Source organism: Cohnella zeiphila (genome assembly GCF_014212055.1).
GTDB classification, from domain to species: domain Bacteria; phylum Bacillota; class Bacilli; order Paenibacillales; family Paenibacillaceae; genus Cohnella; species Cohnella zeiphila.
The window spans coordinates 58866-82531 of the sequence record NZ_JACJVO010000051.1; the positions used below are offsets into that span (position 1 = coordinate 58866).

Sequence of the window (23666 nt, forward strand, 5' to 3'; positions counted from 1 at the left end):
TTTATTCGCTTACCGTCACCCGAACGGACCCTTGCCGGCGAACTCCGTCCAGCTCGACGGTCGTCGCTATGACCGCCGTTCCGGGGTTGTGCGCCTTCAGCCGATTTTGTTCGTCCACGTTGGCGATGTTCTCGTGATCGATATCGTATTTGATCTGGACTCCCGACAAATCCGCCCGGGTGCCGTCCGCATAGTAGCCTTGAACCTCAACCGGGACGGATTCGTTTTTCTTCAATTCCGTTTTCGGAACCGCGATCTTCACGTCGCTAAGCCAATACCGGGTGCGGGACAGCGGAATCGCGAACGCATCGCCGGCGGCAACGTCGTACACGAACCCTTTCGTTATATCCGCATTGTCGGCATAAGCCCGAATCAGGGTCGCATCGCCGAGGTCGAGCTCGTAGATTCCTTCTCCTGTCTGCGTCACTCCGCGAATGAGATAAGCGGCGTTCCGAACGCCGTCGTTCCGAACGTAAACGGTCTTCCCGATCAACCGGTTCGGATCTTCGCCTTGCAGATCCATTTGTACGGTCAACGTATTGTCCAGAGACAAGTCTTTCGTAAAATCGGCCACGGTGCCGGACAGGCGGGCGACGCCAGAGCTGGCAAACGAGGCCGGGCCGATTTTGCCGATGTAGGCGCCGTCATTCATATAGGTGAAGACGGGGAGCCCCTCCTTCTCCGAGTAGATTCCGAACGAGCCCTGGAAACGGACGTTACCGTCGACCGTATAAGCGGCGTCCGGATTCAAGGCGCTGACGATGTAATCGACTCGGCCGTCCTGCAGTTCCACCTTGACGGCGCGCACGTCATCGCCCGCCTCTTCGCCCGTATCCGCCGCCGTCACCGGTACGGCCGATATGCCGCGAACGAACCTCTGATCCTTATAAGGCTCGATCACCGACACGAACGTGCTGCTCAAGTCCTGCCCGCTCCGGTGCGCCAATAGATACGTCAAGCTTTTCGGATTGCCCGGCTTGTTCTGCGGCGGCACCCCGTCGGCCAGCGCGATGTCGTCGTTCTCGCCCACCATCGTCATACGCACGTGAATATCCTCCGGATTCTGCAGCACTTTCCACGTGTCCGTAATATGCCAGTCGACGCTGAACTGCGAGGAAGGATCGTTATCGCGCCGGACATTTTTCAGCCAGTGGTAGCCCGGCCCGGCATAACCGGATCCGGAGACGCTGTCGTCCGCCGGACGAACGCCGTATTCGACATCCGGGCCCGCATAGCTTCCCGTCTCCTGCGGCGTCAGATTCAGCCCTTCCGTCGTGACCGGTCCCTCTGCCGCATGGAAGCTGAACCGATGGTCGCTGCCCCCTTTGACCCTGAAAAAATCGATCGCATACGAATTCTCTTCGTCTACTTTGACCATTGCCGTGGTCCGCCGGTACAATTCCGTCTGCGGATATGCCTTTGGCGATTCCACGTCGACCATCTGAACCATCGGACTGTCGTCGTAATGGACGGGGGTCCCTCCGTACTGAGGCTGCTGCTTCGAATCGTCGACGACGACCGTGTTATGGCTGATCGTGTTCTGCACCCATTCGAACCGGTTGACGTCCGTGGCGTTCGCTTGCTCCGGATAGCCGAGGTCCGGCGCCAGATCCAATCCGAATCCGTACAGCCCGATATTCAGCGAATCCAGATGCCCGTGGCCCTGGCTTCGTCCGTAATACATCCAGGCGGACCGCCTGTTGTCGCCATCGTCCGTCTGCTCCCCGTCTCTCAATCCGGCGAAACCGTATCCGGTTAGATTGACGCTCTTGAGATCCAGCGGCCCCTCCGATTGAATGACCGATTCGATATCTCGGCTCACCTTCTCCGGATCCGGCGTGAAAATATCGGAGTGGATGCCGTCGGTTTTGTTTCCGTTCAGCATATACGCAAGCTGCGCATAGACCGGCGTTCCGAATTGTTCGAATGCTTTGATTGATTGCGCCTTGTCGACGAGCACGCCGGGCTGGCCCGTCGTCCCGCTGTCCCCGATCGACGGCGTATAGCTGCCCAGCATGACCAGCGGGTAGATGCCCTGGAACATCTTGCGGAACTTCACGTTCTGGTACAAGTCCGCCGCCGGATACTTGTCATAGCCGGCCAAAATATCCGCCGCCTGCATAAACGTGCCCAGCCACAAACGGTTGTAGCCCGGCGCGGCCTCGTTGCCGTTGCCGTCCCGGTCGACGTCGTTCACCATGCTGTACAGCACGTTGCCTCCCGTTACCTGGCGCGGAATCGAATTGACGAAGCCGCCCGGCCGGAAGACATAATCGAGCCACGTTCGGGTCTCGGGCATCGTGTCGAGAACGACGGCGGCCATCGCCAGAGCGCTCTGGTGGAACCCGTTATTGCCGCGGATTTGATCCCATTTCACGCCCGGATACACTTGCCGCAGAATGCCGTCTTCGATGCCTCTGCGCAATTCCGTTCCGTTATTCTTTAACGGAAGATCGAACTGTTCGCCCTTCGACTGCAGGAACGTGATCACTTCAGGGTCGTCGAATACGGGGAAGAAGGCGTCGTATGCCGTGACAAAGGACTTGACCAGACTCGTCTCCCAGATGGAACCGACGGCTTTGCCGTCGCCCGTGCCCCCGTGCGAGTTCACGTAGAGGCCCTTGTCGAAAGCGGCGACGTCCAGGGACGGATAGACATCGGCGATGCGGCTCAGCAGCACGGCCCCCGCTCTGGCGTATTGGGCGTCTCCGGTATAGACATATGCGTTCTGAAGAGCGCTCACGGCATTGTTGATCGCCGCCGTGCCTCCGTACCAGAGGAACCAATGCGCATAATAAGCGACAAACGTATAGCGTTTGCCGGTTGCGGGGTCCACCCAGCCATAGCCGTCGTCCACGCCCCACGTCGGCCCTTTCTCGGGATAAAGCGTATTGACGAGCAAGCTTTTGTCGGCCAGGTCGGGTTGGAAATCGCCGTGCGCATCCAAGCCGCTTTTGTAATAAGCCTGGAAGTCGTTCGTCGGAAACTTGTAGCCGCTGGCAGGATCGACGATTTTCCAAGGATCGTTCAGCGGATCGGCCTGCCAGGGATAGTTGCCGTACGACTTCAAATCGCCCGAGACCGGACTGAAGTTGCCGAGCAGTTGGTTGGTGTTGTAGCTTCGCGGAATATTCTGAGTCGGGACCAAATCCCATAGCCCCTCATATCCCATCGCCAAGTAGGCGTTCGCGCTGCTTACCGCGCTGTCGCGCTGCGATGCGGCCCAATCGAATTGCTGAACGTTCTGCCTCGCGGCCTCCTGCTTGGCCGGCGTATAGTAAGTGCTTCTTGTTTTGCTGCTCGCGACCGCAGACAGGTCCGTGAGAAGCAGGCGAACCGGGTACATCTTCGTTCCGGTGCCGTTCCCGACGCCGTTGCCCGGCGACTTGACGGACAGCGTGACGGTATGCTCGCCCGCGCTCAAGTCGAGCTGTTCCACATAAAGATCCGGCTTCGGATATTGACCGTTGATGCTGTAGAAGCTGTATTCGCCATACGTCGTCCCGTCGATGCTGATCTCCGCCGTTCCGCCGTCGGCAGCGGTCATGCCGCCGAGTTCGATCCGGTAGCGTCCGGCAGACGGCACCTCGAAGCGGAAAGTTCGTGCGGGCGCAGCCGCCGTGGAATCGATCGCTAGCCCGGTCCCGGCGGCGCGGACCGCCGGTTCCGCCGCGGGGTCGCCCTCCAGCGTCGCTGCCGGGTCGGACGAAGCATCGCCTGCGACGAACGGATAGACGGTCGTATCGGCCATGACAACCTCCTCCTCGTCTCCGGTCTGGGGAATGTCGGCTGCCCTCGCCTTCGTGCCGACGGGGATGACAAGCGTCAAGATGAGAGCAACGATAAGCATTCGTCCGGAATTCCATAATCTCATTGATTTCCCTCCTCGCCATTCTTAACGGCCTCGAATCGAAATCGCTCGTTCCTCCTGCGTGCGAGATTCGTAGATGTGAAGGGGAGCTAAGCCGGCTTGCTTGTTCGGGGTGAGGACATCACCTCCTTCTTCTCTCGATAACTGTTGATATATGTATCATACCTGTATTTAAAATGCTATCCCAATCTCTTGGTTTCGTCAAGAGATTAAGAAACGGACGACGACACTTTCGGAGAAGCAAAAAAAAAAAACGATCCCCGGACGCTTGGGAGCATCCGGGGATCGCATTCGCAATGAAGTTGTATTGAAAGGTGCGCGGTGACAAAAAGCGCATTGCCGGGATCAGCATCCGGCTGACGGCCAGTTAGAAGCGAACGGAAACGCTAACGAATTCCAGAGACGCTATTTCTGCAAAACCTAGGTTGGGTTAAATGTAACGAATCGAGGAACCCTTATCGGGGCGGATAATAGCCATTAGCCGAATGAAATGGGCAAATAAGCTATCTGCGATTCGTTAGAACGCGAACCTCTTTCTATTTCGCCAAATAAGATCGTATCGTTTCGTTAGCAAGCAAAGCCGGATTATTACGAGTCGATCCGCATGATCATCTCTTCCAGCGTCCGTACCCGGACGAGAGAAGCTCGCAGCAAGCCGAGGCCGATCTCCGGATACAACCGGACGAGCCGGGTTACTTCCTGCTGGCGAAGCGTCAGCACCTTCACTTCGCCGAAGAAAGCCTGCGCCGTCACGGTCGAAGGCGAACCGTCCAGCGCCGACGTGGCGCCGCACACTTCGCCGGGACCGATCACGCCGAGCGTCGCTTCCCATCCGGCAGCCGACACGCTGCTCAGCTCGACGTTACCGGAGACGATCACGTACATCGCCTCGTTCTTCTCGCCCCGGTTCAAGAGCCGCGCCCCGTCCGGGAACGTCATCTCCCGCGCCGCGCCGGCGATCAGCCCCAGCTCTTCCAGCGACAAATCCGCGAAAAACGGCACCTTTTTCAAATAGACGACCTTACTCAACCGCCCCAGCACATTCGGTTCGTCCGCCACGTCCGTCCGCTCCTTTCCGCTTGCCGAGCTTGCCGCAATCTCGCTTCGCCATTCGTGCGTCTCGCCTGCGGCGAACCCGCTGCGCCCTTTCCCCGCTTCCGCCGCCAATTCCCGCCACCAGTCGTCGGCGGAACGGGCGGCGTCCGCCAGCAGCTCGAGCGCCCGCTCCGGCGGGACATCCCCGGCGGGGTCCGCTTCCCGCTGGAGGAACGCCGCCAGCTTCTGCGACAGCTTGCGCTCGCCCAGACCTTCCGCCAGCACCTCCAGCCCGCTGCCGCGAACGTCCTCGTCTTCGGCCGCGATCGCCTGCCGGACGGACGAGGCCACCTGCTCGTCCGCGAGCCTCCCCATCACGCTCCACGCCGCCTCTTCCGCGATCGCCGCCAGCTCCCGGCTGCGCAGCGCCGCCAGCTCGGCCAGCTCCGGCCGGCCGACGGCCGCGAACGCCTGCGGATAGACCGCCTCCTCCTCCGCCGCTTCCAGCCGATTCGCCGCTTGCTCCGCCAACCAGCCTCGCGTCTCTTCCTCCGGCAGCAGCGCCGCAAGAACGGTCACCGCGGCCTGCCACGTCTTGGGCTGCGCTTCCGGCAAGCAGCCGCGCAGCGGATTCGTCGCGCCCTCCCCCATCTCCGTAAGCGCCCGGACCGTTACCCGGCAGAGCTCCTGGTCCGCCGTCGGCAGCCGTTCCAGCAGCAGCGGAATCGCTTCGAGCCGGCGCAATGCGCCCAAGCAAGCCGTCGCCGCCACGCGCACGGACGGATGCGGGTCGTGCAGGAGCTCCAGCACCTGGGGCGCGAACCGGACCAATTCCAACTCGGCCGCCACCCGGCAGATCGGCACCGCCTGCTCCCCGCCTTCGCCGAGAATCCGCTCGATCACCTCGTAGCAGGCCGCATAGCTCACTTCGTTCTCGAGCAGATACATCGCCTTGACTGCTTCCGCCACCACCTCGGGGCGAGGATCCATCAGCTTCAGACGCAGGAAGAAAAAGGCTTTCTCGGGCATATGCTTCATCTGCGCGAGCTTGCGCACCGCCACCGCCCGCACGTCCGGATCTTCGTCCTCCAGAACCTGCGCGACCTTGATCATCGCATCCAGCTCCGCGCCCGTCAGATTGAGCGCCCGAAGGGCCGCCAGCCTTACCCTGGGGCTCCCGTCCCCTAGGCGCTCGAGAACGTCCGGCAAGTAGCGCGGATCGTCGACCGCCGCCAGAATATCTAGCGCGATTTCGCGTGCCTCCTCGTCCGGCAGGCGCAGCATCGCCAGCACCGCGCCCATCGCCCGGGGGCTTCGCGCCAGTTCGCGAAGCGAGTCCGCTTGCTCCCGCTCTTCCGCTCCGATGGCACGCACGCTGCCGACGAGGGACCGGATGTACAGCTGGCGGACAACCCATGACAGCGCCAGCATCGCCGCGGAGACGCATGCGCCGACAACCGCCAGAGAAGGGAAGCTCCACCCGAGCCCGCTGTGCAGCAATTGCATTCCCGAGCCGAGCACGATGCCGAGGAACGAGGACAAGCCTTGAGCCGCGAACCGGTAGCCGTCCCGCATATGCAGCGGAAGCGTCTTGTAGAACAATTGGTAGGAAGGCTCCGCCGAATAATAGACGAGCACGTTCGTCAGCATGTACGCGCCGGACACCGCGACCATGACAAGCGGCGTATCGAACAAGGCGAATGCCGCCGCGAACGATATCGCGTAAACGGCCGCAATACCGACCAGCATGCCGCTCGCGCCCAGCTTCGCCGTCAGCTTGCCGGAGACGAGCTGCAGCAAGAACGCCAGCGTGAACAGCAGCGTGGACACGACGCCGAACATTCGCGCGAACGACGCCTCGTCCGGATAACGGGCGTGCGCCGTATTCATGAATACATATTCGATCAGAAAATAAAGCGCGGGCATGATCGACATCATGCCCAGCACGCCCAGCAGAAAGGGAGAACGAAACGTTCCCCGGAAATACGAGAATGAAGAGTTCGAGCCCTCTTCCTCTTGCGTCTGAACCGACTGCAGCGTCAGCGGCACGAGGAACCTCGCGATCACTTTGCGATAGTTGAACGCAACCGCGGCAAGCAGCAGCGGCCCGATCGCGTAAACGATGTCGGCGCCGAGAGGGCTGACCGCCTGCGTCGCCAGCCCGCCGATCACGCCGCCGAGCGTCGCGCCCGACACGAACACGGGCATCAGCCGCTTCGCCTGATGCGTCGGACAGACGTCGACGGCCAGACTCCACAGCAGAATCGTCTGCTGCCGAACGACGAAGTTGGACGTGATGAACAAGATGGCATAATAGAATCGAAAGTCCCAGCCCGCCCCGCGAAACGCAAGCAGCACCGCCGCGTTCGCCGCTACGATCGCCACGAGCGCCGCGTACATGAGCCGCATGAGCGACGCCTTGGACAGCTTGCCGGCGAGCCGGCTCATCGCCCACGCCTCGAACGGCAGAATGACCGCTTCCGCCATGTATACATAAGGCAGGTAGGAGGCGCCCAGACGCTGGTTGAACAGCGTCATGAAGCCGTTATAATTGAGAATCTCGGCAATGCCGCAGACGAGAAAAATCGGCGTCATCAGCCAAAGCTTACGCCGATCCTCCGCCCGGATGCCGAGCTTTTTTTCTATCGTTATCCAAGCCATACTCTCTCTTCGCTTTCTCCCGCAGCCGGCGGTCAGTTCAGGCTGCGGGCGTAAATCAGCCGGTCTTCACCGTCGTAATAGTAATCCGGCAGCCGCCCGGCCAACCGGAAGCCGTATTTGACGAACAGCCGCTGTATCGTTTCGTAAGGAGGCAAATCGCACGTGTAGGTGACGACGTAGCGGGCGCGAATTTGCCGCAAATAAGCCATCATGCTCTCGATCAGCGCCGCGGCGATGCCGCCGCCCCGATGCGACCGGTGTACGACGATATAATCCCAGCTGTAGCCGCCCGTCCGCTGCTCGTTCTCCGCGATGCTGTTGACTCCGATCACCTCGCCCGCCTCGTCGGTGACGTACCAGAACACCGACTCTCCCCGCATCGCCCGGAAGGGCAGCGTTTTGAAGTGCTCCTCTTCTCCCGGAGTATGCCTCGTATCGTCGAACGAATCCGGCGAGAAGAAGAAATCGACGATCCGGGCGGCCTCTTCCGCCGTGCTAAGCCGCTTTATGCGATAAGTACCGGCAATCATCCGACGCACCTCCAGACGTTCCTTGCTTGTCCGTTTCCCGGTTTCCCGGACGCCCGGTCAAACCGCCAGCGTGCCGTTCCAGCCGGCCGAGGTGCCTTTCTGGAAATACTCGTCGCACAGGAAGAAATACAGCTTGGCCGCTTTGTCCTGCCTGTTCATCTTGAGCACCTCGACGAACGTCTCGCGGGCATCGAAGAACCGGCCTTCCTGACAAAGCTCGAGTCCCCGCTCGAACAGCGCCTTCGTTCGTTCCTTCGCCTTGCGCAGCGGTTCGGGATCTCCTTCGAATACGTCGATCAGCTCGACCGCCTCCTCCATCCCGTCGGGACGGATACGCCCGAGCGAACGGTGGCCGTACCGCTCCGGATCGCGAAGCTGGCCGAAGAAGTCCTTCGTCACGAGAATGGACGCCCCAAGCGTGTCGGTTATCTGCTCGAGCAGCGTGGTTCGCTGCACGTCGTCGGAGATGACGTTGCTCTCCCAGCGCATCTCCTCGCCGATAATGCCCATCATAAGCGGTCCTTTGTGCATCGCGATGCCGATATCCACCGTTGCGAAGCCGGACCTTTGGCGATGTTCGTTGTACGCGGTGAGTTCCTGCCGGATGGCGACCGCGGCGCGAATCGCCGCTTCCGGGTGGCCGGGGAATAGCGACATGAAGCCCGCCCCCGAATATTTGCTGATCAGGCCGTCCTCCTTGCGGACGATAGGACCGAAGCGCTTCAGGAACGAATTCATGAAGTTGAAATTTTCCTTGGGCGTAAGCGTTCGCGACAGCTGCCGGAAATCCCGCAGGTTCGCCACGAGAACGGTCATGTTCTGCTGAACCTGGTCGCCCAGGCGAACGTCCAGAATGCCCTTCTTGCCGAGCGCGCGGAAAAACTGCTGCGGCACGAAACGGTAAGACGCCTCGCTGAACGAGGTAATGTCCGCTATGTACTGCCGGATGTAGCGGGCCATCCGGTTGAACTGCTCGCCGAGATCGCCCACCTCGTCGCGGCTGCGGATCTTGACCTCCGCGTCCCAATTGCCGCCGGCCATATCCATGACGCTTCGGCGCAGTTTGCGGATGGATGTCAGCAGCAGGAAGTTGAGCGCCGCGATCACCGCGAGCAGGACGGACGTGATGATTACGATATTTTCGATGATATTGCGGTAGATCTTCTGATTCTCGCGCTCCAGCACGCTCATGTCGCGGCCGGTCTCGTATATGCCGACGATCTTGCCCGCGCTGTCGTAGACGGGGCCGATGGCGTACAGCCACTTCCCGTCCGCGTCCTCCCACTGGCCGTTGCGCACGACTCCCTGGGTCAGCACTTCTTCGTTCTCTTCGCTTTTCTCGAACGGCTTGAACATGTTGACGCCGTCGTCATCGTCCATCACAATGTAGAGCTGCCCGTCTTCTACTTTATAAAGCGTGCTGTAAAGCCCTTTGCGGTCTTTCGCGTCCTCGCCTTCGAACAGGAAGTTCATCCGGCTCTTGATCGCCTGGTAATCGGCGTTGCCGTAATCCTCGGGCGACCGGAGCCGGTCCAGCGCATCGCCGTCGATCAGATGCTGGCCGTTGCGGGCGAGCAGCGACAGCTCGCTTTGCATTTGGGATTCCATTCGCGAGGAGAAGCTGTCGTAAATAAAGTTTGACAGCAGTATCATGCAGACGACGATAACCGGAACGATGACGGCGAGCTGCTTCAGGAACAAGGGAAAGCGCCGGCGGAACAGATGAACGTATGCGTGCCGCGCGGCGAAGGCGAGCAGCAGCGCCCCGGCCGACAGCCCGATCCACAGCAGCCAGCGCCCCCGGATGGCCGAGCTCTCGTAGGTCGTCTGCGAGACGATCCCTGCCGCGCCCATCATCGCGTTCAGCCGCAGCAGCCGGTCGTTCAACGCGACCGCGAGGCCGCCGTCCGCGGCCTTTCTCGCGTCCATGATCTCATAGCTGTCGAGACCGGGCGCGTCCTGCTCCAGCATCGCCTCGTCCACGACCGTCTTCAGGCTCGACGGGTCGCCCGGCGCCATCGACATGACGCTGTTCAGCAGCCGGTCGACGAACAGCAGCTTGCCGGACGCGTCCACGGTCAGCAGCTCGGGAAAATTTTTGCGCGTGCGTTCCATCGTGTCCAACGGATAAAGGAGGGTGCTCGTCCCGTCTTCGCCGACCCGGAAGATAGAGCCGCGCTTCGTCGTATAATAGATTTGGCCCGGCTGGGTGCCGGTTACTTCCGATAAGTAACGGTCCGGCGGCAGTTGGAACGAGAACGCCTTCTCCGGCGGGCTCCCGTCCAACCGGACGCGGCGAAGCGTGACCCGGTCGCTGTTCGCTTCGAAGAAAGAAAGTTCCCCGCCTTGCACCTGCAGCCCTTTGATCTGGCCGATCCGCAGGCTTTTGCCGTCTCCGGGACGTTCGTAGAGCACCTTCTCCCGGCGCCCCGATCCGTCGTAAAGCACGATCTGCTCGTCCGTTACGTACAGGCCGTACGGGTCGAGCACCGTGCGAAGGGCCGCGATCTGCCCGTCCGGCGCGGCCGCCGCTTCGGTAAAATCGCTGCGGTTCCCGCTTCCGTCCCCGCGGTTCGGAATGCGGAGCCGCAGCGAGCCGTCGGACGCGATCCGCAGGATCTCCTGCTTGGAAGAGCCGATCGCGACAAGCGAACCGTCCGTATCCGGCGCGACCGCGGACAAGTTGGAGACGGGCTGCTCGGTCTTCCAAGGCGCGGCGGTCAGCCCTCCGTTCTTCGTCAATCCGTATCCGGTCAAACCGATGATAACCAGAGCCGCAACCAGCAGCACAACGGATATTTTCCTCATGACCCCAACGCCCGCTTTCTCATTCATCTCGCTCGTGAAATGCCATTGTCCGCTGCAAAACCTGATGCTTCCATCCTACTATATTTTTCGACAGATTACACTCCCTTTCCTATTTAAAATGACAATTACAGCCATATGGTGTAGTATAATTTGAGGATAATTCTATCGAAAAGAGTGAGAGCGGACATGGGTCAATTCGTCTGCGGCGGCGCAACGCTGAAATGCTCGTTCGGCGTTGCGCCGAGCGTGCTTACGGTGCTTCCCGCGAACGGCGTGCTTACGAAGATGCCGTATGCCAATATCATGGACAGCAAGCCTCTCGTCAACATTCTTCCGTTCGGCATGTGCCAAACGTTATCGAACCCGGCCGTTGCGGCGGCGACCGCCGCCAAGTCCGGCGTTTTTACGCCCGCGCCCTGCGTTCCCGCCGTTTCGATGCCTTGGGCGCCCGGCTCCCCCACCGTCTTGGTCGCCAACATGCCGGCCTTGAACAACTCGTCCAAGTGCATGTGCAGCTTCGGCGGCGTCATTGAGATCGTAAATTCCGGACAAGTGACGGTGCAGATGCCCTGATGATCGAACAAATTCTCAAACCCTTTATCCGCCCGATTCAGAAAAAAATCATGAGGCCGATCCGCAAATCGGCGATGCTCCCCAAGCTGATCGCCCGCTGGCTGATCTCCTGGGGCAAGACGATTCTTGGAACCGGCCTTCGCTCGCTGGATAACTACTGGCGGATCGGAAGCTATTACGTCGCCAAGAAGCTTGTCGTGCTGACCGCGCTGATCATTCTCGTCATCGTCTATTTCGGCTGGATCAATCCGCCTAAATTCGTCGACAAGTGGTTTGCGCGAACCCCGGTCGTTGCCGCGGCGGCAGCCGAATCGAAAGGTTTTACCGGTACCGCCAAGGTGAAAGATGCGGACGGCAACGTCATTTATGTCGGCGGCCTAAAGGACGGACTTTATTCGGGCGCGGGCAAAATGTACGCCCCCGACGGCACCCTGATCTATGACGGAAGCTTCGACAAAGGCATTCGCGCGGGAACCGGCGATGCGTACGGCACGGACGGCGTCCTGCTCTACCGGGGCGGCTTCGCGAACGACCAGTACGACGGCGACGGCATTCTGTTCGCCAAGGACGGCAGCGTCCTCTATCAGGGGAAGTTCGCCGCCGGACAGTACGACGGGGACGGCACGCTGTACTCCGCCCCGGACGTCGTCAAGTACGCCGGCGCCTTCGCCCAAGGGAAGTACCAAGGCGACGGGAAGCTCTACGACGACGCCGGTACGCTCTTGTACGAAGGCGCATTTAACGCAGGCGGATACGAAGGAGCGGGCAAGCTCTACCGGCCGGACGGAACGGTCCAGTACGAAGGGACGTTCGCGGCGGGCTCTCTCTCGGGCGACGGCACCGAATACTATCCTTCCGGCGTCGCGAAATACAAGGGCACGTTCCAGCTCGGACAATACCACGGAACGGGCTCGCTCATGAACGAGCAAGGCGTCGTCGTCTACACGGGCGCATTCGCCGGCGGGCAGAAGGAAGGCGAAGGACAAGCGTTCGGCGACGACGGCGCGCCGCTGTACCAGGGCATGTTCCGCGCCGGACAGTACGAAGGCGTCGGTTCGCTGCTGGACGCGGACGGGGCGACGGTTTACAAGGGCTTTTTCCGCGCGGGCAAGATCGACGCGGGCGGCTTCCTCGGCCTGACGCTGGCCAAGCTGCAGGAAACGCTCGGCGATCCGGACGCTCCGGCGGACGGCGGAGGCAATGCGGCGATGGGCGGCTCCGATGGCGGCGGCGATAGCGCGGGCGGCAGCGATGCCGGAAGCGCGGGCGGCAATGATGCAGGCGGCGAAGGCAGCGGCTCCGGCGGCGGAAGCACGGATAGCGGCGCGAGCGATGGCAGCGCGGGCGGCGACGGCGGCACTTCCGACAGCGGCGATGCCGGAAGCGCCGGAGCCGGAACTGAAGCAGCGGGAGGAACCGGAACGGCTCCCGCTTCCGGCGGAACCAGCTCGGAGGCGGACTCATCCGCAAGCGGTACGTCAACGCCGAACGCCGGAACGAAAACCCCGGCCGCGGCCGTTTCCAATCCGCCCGGCAAAGCCATCTCGGAGGCGGCAGGCGCGGCGGCGGCGACTCAATCGTCCAGCAAGGATGCTGGTTCCGAGACTCCGGCGGCACCTTCGCCGGCTTCGCAGTCGAACGCTTCAACCCAATCGCAACCGACTTTCTCAGCGGATTCTACGTCTTCCTCGTCTGAAGGAACGAATTCATCCGCCGCGGGAACGGGGAGCCCGGCAGGTTCCGGAAGCGGAAGCTCTTCTTCTCCGGACGGCTCGGCGGGTGACGGCACTGCGGATGTCGCCGATTCCGGCGATTCGGCCATCGCGGCGGACGCGACTCCGACCGAACAGCAGCTCGTATACGGAGCCAATCAATTGTCGTTCGAGCTGACGCCCGACCCGGACAATCCGGAGTCCTACTCCGTAACCGAAGTCCGAATCTGGAACAAGACCGTGCTTGCCGACTTGGTCGCTCAGCTCCAGGCGGACAAAAACGCCGGCGTCAAGCAGCCGGTCGATGCCGACCGGTACGAGATGTGGCACAAATGGAACGGCCGCTGGGCTATCGTTCTATACAATAAAGACAAACCCGTCCGGGCGACGATCCGCCCCTGGGACGGCACCTGACAAAAAGCCCGGCCTTCCCCAAGGCCGGGCTTCTCTGCACCGATCATCCTAGCTTTTATGCAGCCGCAAGTGCACGAAGTGAACTTATAGCGTCGAAACCGCCGCTACAGGCACTGGTAACTGCATGCTGCGAACTTACAGCGCGGCAACCGCCGCTGCCAACACCTGTAAGTGCGTGCTGCGAACTTACAGCACAGCAACCGCCGCTGCCAACAACTGCAAGTGCATGCCGCGAACTTACAACGCGGCAACCGCCGCTGCCAGCACCTCCATGTGCTCGAAGTATATTGCTGCGCTGGCAGCGGCGCCCTAAACATTCAGCGGCGCTGATCCGGATACGCCCAGAAGGGGCCGGACGTAACGAATCCTATCGACTTTAAGGGACAGAATAAGGCCGTTTGCCGGATTCAATGGGCAAATAAGCCTCCTCCGATTCGTCCCTCGTATTTTAGAGATAATCTCACGAATGCTCACTCATTCGCAGGATTTCGTTTTCGGCGAGAGACCGGAGCAGACCCGGGGGCTTGCGTGCGGCGTGCCATCCGCACCGTCTGCCGAAGCCATGGGAGCTAATGCCTCAGCGCTGCCTGTATTGCCTTCAGCAGCTCAAATCACTCCCTCACCAACAAAAACAACAGACCGGAAGCGGATGCCCCCGGTCTGTTGTTTTTTCCGGCAACGCCGTCTACGAATCTTCTTCCTTCGCCGCCGCGGCCTCGGCCATCGCGTGGCCGATCACAGCGCCCGCTGCCGCGTCGGCCGTGCCGGGCTGCAGCTTCTTGAACGCCCACCAGCGGACGCTCAGCTTCTGGGCTTCGGTCGCCTCGATCAGCTTCATGCCGATGCGGAAGCTGCCGCTCGCCGGATAAACGATCGTGCCGAACCGCACGTTCGGAACGTCCGCCTCGTAATCCGTCCCTTTGAAGACGTCGGACGAATCGTAGTACACGAACGCGCGCCCGTCGGTATGCTCCTCCAGCCCGACGACGAGCGTAACCTGACCCGCTCCGAGGCCGTGAAAGATTTCGTCGGTGACGAAATTGCGCAGCCCCCGCGAGAAAAACCGTCTGGGCGTCTTGGCGGTCGCGTCCAGCGGAACTTCGACGACGCCGGTCGCGATCTCGTCCTGAATCGCCTGAGGCTTCGGAATTCCGAGCTTGAACTCGAACGCGTTGCGCTCCGGATGATACGTGACGCCAAGCTCCGGCTTCGCGCCGTAGTCGACGTCGTACGTCTGGGCTTCCGCATAGAAGCGGTTCAAGGACGCGCCGCGCCCTGTCAGCGCCATCCGCTGCATCAGCGACGCGTTCGGGATGTACTCCCCGAACGGCACCCGCTCGACCTGCTCGATGATATAGGTCGGACCCACCTGCAGCAGCCCGATCTTCGCCAGGCACACCTCCCGGTCCGCCGATCCTTCCGCCGCCTGGTCCAGCGAACGCTCGTACCAGTCCTTGAGCACCCGCTCCATCGCGGGCTTCGATACGATCTCCGAGGAGTGGACGGCGGCATGGTCGATCGGAATGCGGTTGTCTCCGATGAACAGTTCGATCGCTTCCGCCGGCAGCCTCAGCTTGCCGAGCGTGCCGGGGCGGTCCTGCACTTTGACGCTGTACGTATGACGATATTCCGTCTCCTGCCCTTCTCCCGGCTCCACGAAGGAAACGCGGTTGCCGTCATAGCCGACCGGATCGAACCCGTCCGCCTCATAACCGAACGACACGCTGACGCGCGGCGTCTGCAGCGTCTTCTCGACGACCAGCGTCACGTCGACGACGTCCCCCGGATTCACGTATTTCGGCATCCGCTGCGACACCCGCACGTTCGCGTCCTGGTGCAGGATCACGACGTCCTCCAGCAGCTGTACGTTCTCGAACGTTCTCGGATCCGGAGCCTCCTCCTTGACGAACAGCCGATAGGATTCCAGAAGCCGGTTGTACTCGCCCACTTCTTCTCCGCGGACGGAGGAATTGCCGACGGAATGCACCGGCTCCCGGCCTTTCTCGTCGTAGGCGACGTAGAGGTAGACGTTCTTCTTGTACTCGTTGTTCGTGAAGCCGTCGATCATCGACAGCTTGAGCGTCACCGGCGAGGGCACGACGATCTCCCGCCCGATGTAATCGATCGCCAGCCCCATCTCGACCGTAATCGTCTTGTCGTCGACGGCGACCACCTGCATGCCCGCCACGACGCCGCTTCCGAACAGCAGACGGTTAAGCAGCCGCCTCTTGTCGTTCAGATACTTTTGCTCGGATTCGAAATCCCGGACGGTCAACAGCTTCCCATAGAAATACCGGTTCCGTTCGAACGGGAACATTCTCGCGTTTTTCACCTGAAGCCCCTCCTTGCCTGCGCTTATAATCGTGCCAAACGGCACGTCATTCCAATTCGGAATCCATCTCCAGCCGCGTATGCGAGTCCAGCCTGCGGTTCATGTCGAGATCGACGAGCAGCGTATCGTTCGGCATGAGCCGGTCCGACCGCAAAGTGAACAGCGACGGTTCCGCGAGCACCGTGTTCATGCCGAGGTACGTGTGCAGATCCAGGTACATCCACGGCTGGAGCCAGACCAGCTTGGCTTCGGTGTGCGCGGGCTTGAAGTCGTCGATCAGCCGCCGAAGCAGCACTTTCTCCTTCTCGCTCGGCGCCTGATCCCGATGCAGAAGAACCGTGAAGGTGAACGGATCGTCCCCGTAAAGCCGATCGACCAGCCACCGGAGTTCCGCCTTGTCGCGCAATGATTTGTACTGGTACGATTCGACGACGATCGGAACCATTCCGGTGCAAATCTCGACCGCTTTTTCGATGCCCCGCTTGGTGCCCCGGTACCGATACAGTTCCGGCGCGATGCGCAGAAAACGCCGAACCCACTCGTCCGTCCAGCTCTCGTCGATCTCCATGCCGAGCCACGACGCGAGCCAGCGCAGCGATCCGCCGCTTGTCCGTTCCCGGTCGAATTGCCGCGGCATGGCGTCGATCTGCTCCTCGACGCTGTCCAGCAGCGTGGCGAACAGCGACAGGTACCGTTCCAGAAAGTCGCGGCTCGAAGGCTCTTCCTGATAAACGGCGGGAAGGAAGGCGAGAGGCGATTCTCTCGGAAAATAAACCCGCATTCGCGCAAGCGCCGGCGTCAGGCGCTCGCTGCCGATCCACTCGATCTGCAGCCACAAATAACGTCCCTTGGCGCCGAAGAACAGCGCGTCCTGCGGATTGACGACCGGCTCCGACCAATAGGGCGCCAGCGCGGAGCGTTTTTCCTCGAAGGAAATATCGCTTCGCAGGATCCAATCGCTGACGTTGCGAAGCTCCCCCTTGAGAACAAGCTCCGGCGAATCCGACGCAAAGTAACGGATCCTCAGCTGCGTGCCGTCCGGCACGTCGGCGTCCAGCGTCAATTTGTGCCAGACCGTCTCCGCCTCCGCGCTGTCCAGCGCCCGGGACAGCCATACGCCTTCGGGGGCGCCGGTCTCCGGCCAGTTCAGCATTTGCGGCTGCAGATCGAGCACGGTAATGGTGCGGTTCTCCGCGCTAAGGATGTACATGTTGTCCGTATCGTCGATGAGCAGCCCGTCGGTTTTGCCCCGGAACCCGGCAACCCGTCCGACCAGCTCGCCGTCCTCGCCGAAGTGGAGAATGAAGCGGTCGTCCTCGTCTTCCGGACCGATGACCCGGGAGTCCCCGACATAGATTTGACGGCGGCTGTCGACCCCGATTCCGGCGAAAGAAAGCGGCGGCAGCATCATTCGGGTATGCATCGCGCCATCCGGCCCGAAAGCGAACAGCGTTCGCCCGACGCCGTCGAAAATATAGGCGTCGCCCTGCTTCGACACCGCGAGGAACGGAGCGATCGGGCCGCTCGGGCCGTCCGTCTGAATCCGCAGCGAGAAGCGGCCGTCGGCGAACACCGAATCGACGGCGCCGGACAGCGTCAGGCGAATAAGCGCAAGCGGCATCTTTCCGGCCGTCTCGTCTTCCGATTCCTGCTCCTCCGAACGCGGCGTCAAAACATAAACGTAGCGCTCGTCGGCCGCCAACGCCAGCGGCCGGTAATGGATCCCTTCCAGCTCATGGCCGGAGCGGCTCCACTTCGCTTGTCCGTTCGCCATGTCGAAGGCGATAAGCGACCGCTCGCCTTCCGGGTCGGAGACGAACAGCGTATCTCCCGACACGGCCAGCATCGACGCCGCCGAGAACATGCCGTGACGGGAGACGAAGAGGCGTTCGTGATGCCGTCCGCGCCGGTCGTACACCCACAGATCGCCGCCGTCGTCCAGCAGCACGAGCCGGCCGAACGGGCCGACGGCGAAGGAAGCGATCGCTCCGACGCCCTCCAGCGCTTCCAGGTTCACCGTGTCCGTAATGCCGTATTTGCGGCCGCTTCGCAGCCGGACGTCTTCCTCACCGGCATCCAGATTGCCCATCCAGCCCCGGCGGATCCAGTGCTCTTTGCGATTCAGCGAGAAAAACGTCGCCCCGCTCTCCAAACCCATCCCTCCTTTCGCCGAAGATTCCGGCCCGTCCTTACACCTGCGTCCGGCTGATCAGCTCGACCCGGTGGCCCCCCGAGTAGACGAGACCGTTCGGCGGCAGCAGCACGTCCCCGCTTGCGCTCTTGCGCGCGTAGCGGCCGGCCGCTTCCAGCCAAAGCTCCTGGACGTATGCCACTCCGTTCACCCGGCTGATGGCGCTGTACACATCTCCCCGGTGCACCGTCCGGCCGAACGGCCAGCCTCCGTTCTCTCCTCCGAGCGGCCGGAGCATGTTCGCCAGCGCCTTGACGATCCGTTCGTTCTCTTCCGTAAAATAAGGCTCGACGATTACGGTAGCATGGACGGTAACCTCGACGTATTCGGGTGCGATGACGTGCACTTCCGTCGTCACCAGCCTCCGATCGTCAAGATGCCCCGCGATCGTTCGCAGGTAGCCTTCGCTCGGCATCGGCGTCTTCTGGTCGTTATCCGGCACGACGACGACCGTCACCGCTCCGGGCGAGGGCGCCGAGCGGCCGGGCGCGTAAGCCGGAATGACATGAACGCGAGCCACTTTGAGACCTGGCGTCTCCTTCGCGATGCTCGCGTAATCCTCGTCCGTCACCGCGCGGAATGGCCGCTTCAGCTCCAATTGAAGCCGCTCCACGCAGTCCGACAGGCTCTCCGCTTCTTCCCCGCCGGAGCCGTAGCCCGCATTGGTGACCGCGAGGCCGAGCGCTCTCTGCTCGGGCAGAACCCAATGCGTCAGCAGATGCGGTTGAATGTTGCCCCGCTCCCCGCCGCCAAGCACGCATACCGTAATGCAGATGTTCGGTTCCGCGCAGACGGAAGGGATCGCGCCGTTCTCGTCGTTCCCGAAGCGAATCTCGCCTTTCTCGCGGTCGTAGACGAAATGGCGGTCGAGCGGTCCGGACCGGTCGAAGCTTTCCACCGGCAGCCAGTCCTCCCAAAGCCACTCCCCCGGCTTCTCTCCGGGCTCTCCGACCTGCAGCCGGAGTTCCTCCCGCCGCCGGACCGCGAGGTCGAACAGCTCGAACCGTTGGTTCGGGAGTCCGTTGCTGCGGCCGAGCCATCTCTGCCCGCCGAACGTTTTATCCGAATGAATCCGCCTGACATTGCCCTTGCCCGCGGGAGGCGCCAAGCCGCGCACCCCGTCGCCGAAGCGGACCGCCCGGGCGCCGTCGGCGCGCGTCTCTACCGTGAAGCAGCGGTCTTCCGGACCGGCGCCGTCGAAGCCGGCTACTTGCCGCCATTCCCGCCAACGGCCGTCTTCCTCCCGAACCTGCACGCGCAGGTCCCCGTAGCGCCCGAGGTAGCTGTCCGCCTCCAACCGCCAACGGGACAGTCCCGGACCGTTGAAGTCAAGCGTCTCGCTTTTGGTGTCGCGGTGCTCGGCCATCGCCGTGTTAAGCAGAAGCCGGTCGATGCGCGGCGGAAATTCGTAGCCCGGCTCCTCCAAGGTGCAGCAGATCCAGTAGCGCGGACGGTCGTTGGCCGGATGAACGATGACCGGCAGCAGCTGGGATTCGAAGAAAAACGTAATGCGCCCGCTGTAAGTCAGGTGGACGGTCGCATCCTCGTACGTTTCCAACGGGAGCCAGCCTGGCTGCTGCGTTTTCTCGTCGAGGCCGTAAGCTTTCCAGCTGACCTTCGCCGACGGAACGACCCGGTCTCCGAACAAGTTGTCGGAGTTGACCAGTTGAACCGATAGGGTTACCAGCTGTCCGAGCAAAGGTTCGCGGTCCAGCGCGATATACAAGCGGCTGCCTCGCCCCGCCTCGCGGCCGAATGCGTAATACGAGACGTCGCCCTGAGCGTTGGAGGCCGTCATGTCGCTCGCTTCCCGCTCGGTCCGGGTGACGACCCGTTCGATCGACAGCGGAACGAGCCGGACCTGCTCTTCCGTCTCGAACGTCTCGCCTTTTGCCTTAAGCTTCGTTCCTCTCGGCAGCGCCACGGGCGCCGCGATCGCTCCGAACGAAGCTTCGGCGCGGGCCGAGGCCGCTTCCTTCGGGGCGAAGCCGAGCAGATCGAGGAACTTCCGCCGGTTCGCGTCCGGAATGCGGCTGAGGTAGAACTGCTGCATCTCGGTCATCCAGGCGAACAGCTCGAGCATGGTCATTCCGGGATCGTGCGCGTTCTCGTCGGTCCATTCCGGCATCCGCTTCGGGATTCCCCGGCGCGCGTCTTCCAGAATGTTCTCGTACGTCCGATCGTCCAGCGACAAACGGGGAAGCATCGATGGCAGCCTCCTTTCTTTTTTCCTAATTGCCTTTTTTCATTGCTTCTAACGATTCTCCGCCAAAGAGAGCAATCCGGCTACTCACTTTCGACTCATCGAGCAGTTCTACGCCAAAGAGAGCAATGCGGTTATTCACTTTCGACTCATCGAGCAGTTCTCCGCCAAAGAGAGCAATGCGGTTACTCACTGATCCGCCTGCCCATCGCCACGCGAGCAAGCCATCCCCTAGGCCATCGTTACCGTCAGGCTGTGGCGGCCCGGCACGACGATGCCGTGCGGGTAGCGGGTCATGTTCTCGGGAGGAATCTCCCGCGCCTCTCCGTTCTCGATGCAGACGACCGATAGATGAAGCGGTTCGACCGTCTGAACGCCGCGGACCGAATGGAGCAGTCCGTAAAACGCCGAAGCGTGTACCGCCTCGCCGATCTCCCAGCCTTCGCCGTCGAGTTGGCCGTTCATCGTGTCCAGGAAAGTGTCCAGCTTCGCCAGGCACGCGGACTCGGCGGGGAGGATGAATTCGGCGGCGGAGACGGTGACGGTCGCGATGACCGATACCTCCAGCAGCGCCGGCGCCAGCACCGCCAGCTTGCCCGTTCGCCCGACCAGGTTCGGCGCCTTGTCCCGAAGAGCCCGCTCGATTTTCCGCTTGCTCTCCGGAAAGTGGGCCATTCCTTCGCGCCCGCCATCGGGAAGCGCCACGACCGCCACCGCTCCCGTCTCCGGCTCCAGCCTCGCGTTCCGGTTCGGCAGGCAGCGGACCTTGGCGACCGACGGATCGGCCTCGCGCACGATCCATTCCACGTCCGAAGCCGATACCGCCCGCCCTTGGTGCCTCAGCTGCTGCGGGCCTCGCCGCAGCGCCTGCTCCAGCCGTTCCGCATTCCCGCCGCCGACGGCGGGATCCGGATTGTAGACGCCCCCGACGAAGGCGATCGACTGCAGCAAATCTGCGATGTCGCCGCTGCCGACGTTGCCGCGGGCGCCTTCCGTCACCTGGTAAGTGACCCGGACTTTTCCCGCTCCCCGATTCGGCGGAGCCATACCGCGGCTGCCGTCCCCGAACCGGATAAGCCCGGTCGCGGCGTCAATGGTGTAGAGGCGGTCTCCTCCACCCGTTCCGACGAGCGACTCCGCCTCGTCCCAGAGGACCCATAGCCGGCCGATCCTGCCCTCGCTGTCGCGTACCGCCTCGTAGCGGTCTTCGTCCATCTCCGCCAGCGCCTGCTCTCCGAGGTAGCCGGTCTCGTCCACCCAAACTTCCTGGGAGATGACCGGCGCGCGCGAGAGAAGGTAGCCTTCTCTCGTCTCCTCCGGCAGCTCGTCCCGGATCGTGCTGCGCTGCACGGCCGGAACGGCGTTCCGGTCCAGCCGCCGCACGGTCGGCAGAACCGAGCTGCGGTCGCCGTAACGCCCGTCGCGATTGACCGAGCGCAGCCATACCCGCTCCCGCCCGAAAAGCGGCGCCGGCGCAAGCCCCGGCGGACCGGCGAATTGAACCGAGCCGGATTGCGTGAAGCCGTTCGTCTCGTCGCCGACTTTGAGCGGCGTCCACCGCCAGCCGCCGGGCTCCTTAACGAGCGCTTCCCATTCGATCCAGGGAGGCTCGCCGTCGGCCGGCGTTCTCCGTCCGAGCGCGTAGTGAAGGCGGATCGGTCCTTTGACCGGCGGCAGATTGAATCCCCAATACGCCGCCGGCGCCGCGCAGTCGATCGGAACGAACGCTTTGAACGCCGGTCCCCCTTGGCGTACCGTAGCCGTCCTGTCGGCCCATTGCGCGTTGTTGCGCGCCCAGGCCTCCCAAGGCTGCAGGCGGACGTCCGTCGGGTAGCGGTACGTGAGATTGGGATTTTCCAGCCAAGGAGACAAGTATTCGACCATCGGTTCGGTGATCGGGTCCGTCGCGAGCACGCGAACGCGCAGCCACAGATCTTCGCTGCCGTTCACGTACGTCGGCGCCCAATCTTCGGGACACGGGAACTCGACGAACCGCGGCGAAGCTTCTTCCTCAGGAAGCTCCGCGAACATCTTCTCGTACATCCCGCTCTCCGGAACGCGGACCCAAGCTTCTCCGTTCCAGTACTCCCATTGAACGCGGCGGATCGCGATCCGCTGGGGCGGCTTCGGTTCGAAGTCGGCCGTGCGCATGATCATTTTCCAGCGAATCTCGGGGTCCGGCGCGTTGCGCAGCGGGTTCCTTCCGTTGCGGGCGAGGAAGGACAGCCTCAGCCTGCTGCCTTTCTTGGTGAACGCTTCGGGACAGGCAATATGAAAAACCGAATAAGGGACGAAATGTTCTCCGAACGGGTGGAACCCGGACGAATCCAGCTCCAGATCGTTAAAGAAGAGAGCCGACGGCAGAATGCCGTCAGGGTCCCGTTCGCTGTCGTGAGCGGCTCGCAGAGATACCCGATCCAGCTCCGGAATGGCCGTCAGCGCGGGGGAAGCCGCGTCTCCGGCCGGATCCGGCTTGACGCGGCAGCGGATCCAGTACCCCTCCGAACCGTTCACTTCCGTGCGCAGGAGCGGTCCCGGCTTTCTTTTCCACAACGTGATCTCCTGCCGTTCCGCCGTCACCCGCTCGAACGGAACCCAGCCGTCCTTCCCGAACCACGCCCATTCGAGCCAGTCGGTCCGGGCCATCGACTTGGCCAGTTCCTCCTCCGCATAGCGCCGCTCGGCGTTGTGCCACGTCAGGGTTACGCTCGCCGGCCGGTCCAGGAAAAATAACTCGTCATGACGGATGTAGAGGACATGCTCCTGCAAATCGGCTCCGTCCACCCCATAAAGCGGCGGTTCGACCTTCTCGCCCGACAGCGTCATCGTCTCGCAGTCGTCCGCCATCCAGACGATCCGATCCCGGTCCGGATGAACGTTGACCCAGTCGAGCAGCCTCGCGGGCGTCACGAGCACCGGCGCGTCCGTCTCGAACGGCACGTCTTCCCCTCCGTCCGGCGCGCCGGCCGTCAGCCTCGTTCCCCGCGGAATATAGACCGGTTCGGCCGCTCCGTCGCTTAAGGAGAACACCATCGTAGCCCGCGCCGGCCGGGCCGGCCGAAGCCGCACCTGAAGCATGTCGAGAAACGCGATCAGGTTGGCGAGCGGAGCCCGGTTGAGCCTTTTGAGGTTGTCCTGAAGCATCTCCGCCACCAGGAAAAAAAGCGCCGTTCCCGCGTCCGGATCGTCCGGAGAGAACCGCCATTCCGGCGTATAATGAGGCACCATCGCCTTCATCTGCAAGGCGAGCGCGGCGAGGTCCCTCCCGTCGATCGCCGGAGGCAGGTGAGCTCCGCCTTGCCAGACTCCTGATTTCATAGCGCTTGTCTCTCCCGT

At 62.2% G+C, this 23666-nt stretch carries 11 protein-coding genes; 2 read left to right on the forward strand and 9 right to left on the reverse strand.

The window, feature by feature from the left end; genetic code table 11:
- Position 1: 1 nt before the first annotated feature.
- The 4 genes from H7C18_RS32230 to H7C18_RS32245 all read right to left on the reverse strand — a co-directional run bounded on the left by H7C18_RS32230 (position 2) and on the right by H7C18_RS32245 (position 10905).
- Positions 2-3874, reverse strand: a complete 3873-nt coding sequence (locus H7C18_RS32230) for a heparinase II/III domain-containing protein (protein ID WP_185133239.1) — start codon at positions 3872-3874, stop codon at positions 2-4.
- Between the two features lie 585 nt (positions 3875-4459).
- Positions 4460-7567, reverse strand: coding sequence for a HEAT repeat domain-containing protein (locus H7C18_RS32235; RefSeq protein WP_185133240.1), 3108 nt, complete (start codon positions 7565-7567; stop codon positions 4460-4462).
- Positions 7568-7599: 32 nt separating this feature from the next.
- Positions 7600-8097: a GNAT family N-acetyltransferase gene (locus H7C18_RS32240; RefSeq protein ID WP_185133241.1), complete on the reverse strand. Its 498-nt coding sequence runs from the start codon at positions 8095-8097 to the stop codon at positions 7600-7602.
- Between the two features lie 57 nt (positions 8098-8154).
- Entirely contained in the window at positions 8155-10905 is a 2751-nt protein-coding gene (locus tag H7C18_RS32245; protein ID WP_185133242.1) for an adenylate/guanylate cyclase domain-containing protein, read from the reverse strand.
- Between the two features lie 186 nt (positions 10906-11091).
- Between H7C18_RS32245 and H7C18_RS32250 the strand changes: the two genes are divergently transcribed.
- A complete protein-coding gene (locus H7C18_RS32250; RefSeq protein ID WP_185133243.1) occupies positions 11092-11478 on the forward strand; it encodes a DUF4280 domain-containing protein in 387 nt (128 codons plus the stop codon).
- Entirely contained in the window at positions 11478-13604 is a 2127-nt protein-coding gene (locus H7C18_RS32255) for an MORN repeat-containing protein (protein WP_185133244.1), read from the forward strand. Before H7C18_RS32250 ends, H7C18_RS32255 begins: the two co-directional genes overlap by 1 nt.
- A 685-nt stretch (positions 13605-14289) precedes the next feature.
- Here H7C18_RS32255 and H7C18_RS32260 read toward each other — a convergent pair.
- The 5 genes from H7C18_RS32260 to H7C18_RS32280 are packed head-to-tail and all read right to left on the reverse strand — an operon-like array spanning position 14290 to position 23648.
- Positions 14290-15936, reverse strand: coding sequence for a hypothetical protein (locus H7C18_RS32260; RefSeq protein WP_185133245.1), 1647 nt, complete (start codon positions 15934-15936; stop codon positions 14290-14292).
- A gap of 46 nt (positions 15937-15982) precedes the next feature.
- Positions 15983-18088: a phage tail protein gene (locus H7C18_RS32265; protein WP_185133246.1), complete on the reverse strand. Its 2106-nt coding sequence runs from the start codon at positions 18086-18088 to the stop codon at positions 15983-15985.
- 37 nt (positions 18089-18125) lie between these two features.
- Positions 18126-20333 carry a putative baseplate assembly protein gene (locus tag H7C18_RS32270; protein WP_185133247.1) on the reverse strand — a complete coding sequence of 736 codons (2208 nt, stop codon included), beginning with the start codon at positions 20331-20333 and terminating at the stop codon, positions 18126-18128.
- Between the two features lie 25 nt (positions 20334-20358).
- Entirely contained in the window at positions 20359-20523 is a 165-nt protein-coding gene (locus tag H7C18_RS32275) for a hypothetical protein (RefSeq protein ID WP_185133248.1), read from the reverse strand.
- Positions 20524-20561: 38 nt separating this feature from the next.
- Positions 20562-23648 carry a baseplate J/gp47 family protein gene (locus H7C18_RS32280; protein WP_185133249.1) on the reverse strand — a complete coding sequence of 1029 codons (3087 nt, stop codon included), beginning with the start codon at positions 23646-23648 and terminating at the stop codon, positions 20562-20564.
- Between the last annotated feature and the right edge of the window lie 18 nt (positions 23649-23666).

Coding starts and splice junctions, on each gene's coding strand:
- H7C18_RS32230 (WP_185133239.1), bottom strand. CDS start 3,874: ATGAGATTATGGAATTCCGGACGAATGCTTATCGTTGCTCTCATCTTG.
- H7C18_RS32235 (WP_185133240.1), bottom strand. CDS start 7,567: ATGGCTTGGATAACGATAGAAAAAAAGCTCGGCATCCGGGCGGAGGAT.
- H7C18_RS32240 (WP_185133241.1), bottom strand. CDS start 8,097: ATGATTGCCGGTACTTATCGCATAAAGCGGCTTAGCACGGCGGAAGAG.
- H7C18_RS32245 (WP_185133242.1), bottom strand. CDS start 10,905: ATGAGGAAAATATCCGTTGTGCTGCTGGTTGCGGCTCTGGTTATCATC.
- H7C18_RS32250 (WP_185133243.1), top strand. CDS start 11,092: ATGGGTCAATTCGTCTGCGGCGGCGCAACGCTGAAATGCTCGTTCGGC.
- H7C18_RS32255 (WP_185133244.1), top strand. CDS start 11,478: ATGATCGAACAAATTCTCAAACCCTTTATCCGCCCGATTCAGAAAAAA.
- H7C18_RS32270 (WP_185133247.1), bottom strand. CDS start 20,333: ATGCTTCCCCGTTTGTCGCTGGACGATCGGACGTACGAGAACATTCTG.
- H7C18_RS32280 (WP_185133249.1), bottom strand. CDS start 23,648: ATGAAATCAGGAGTCTGGCAAGGCGGAGCTCACCTGCCTCCGGCGATC.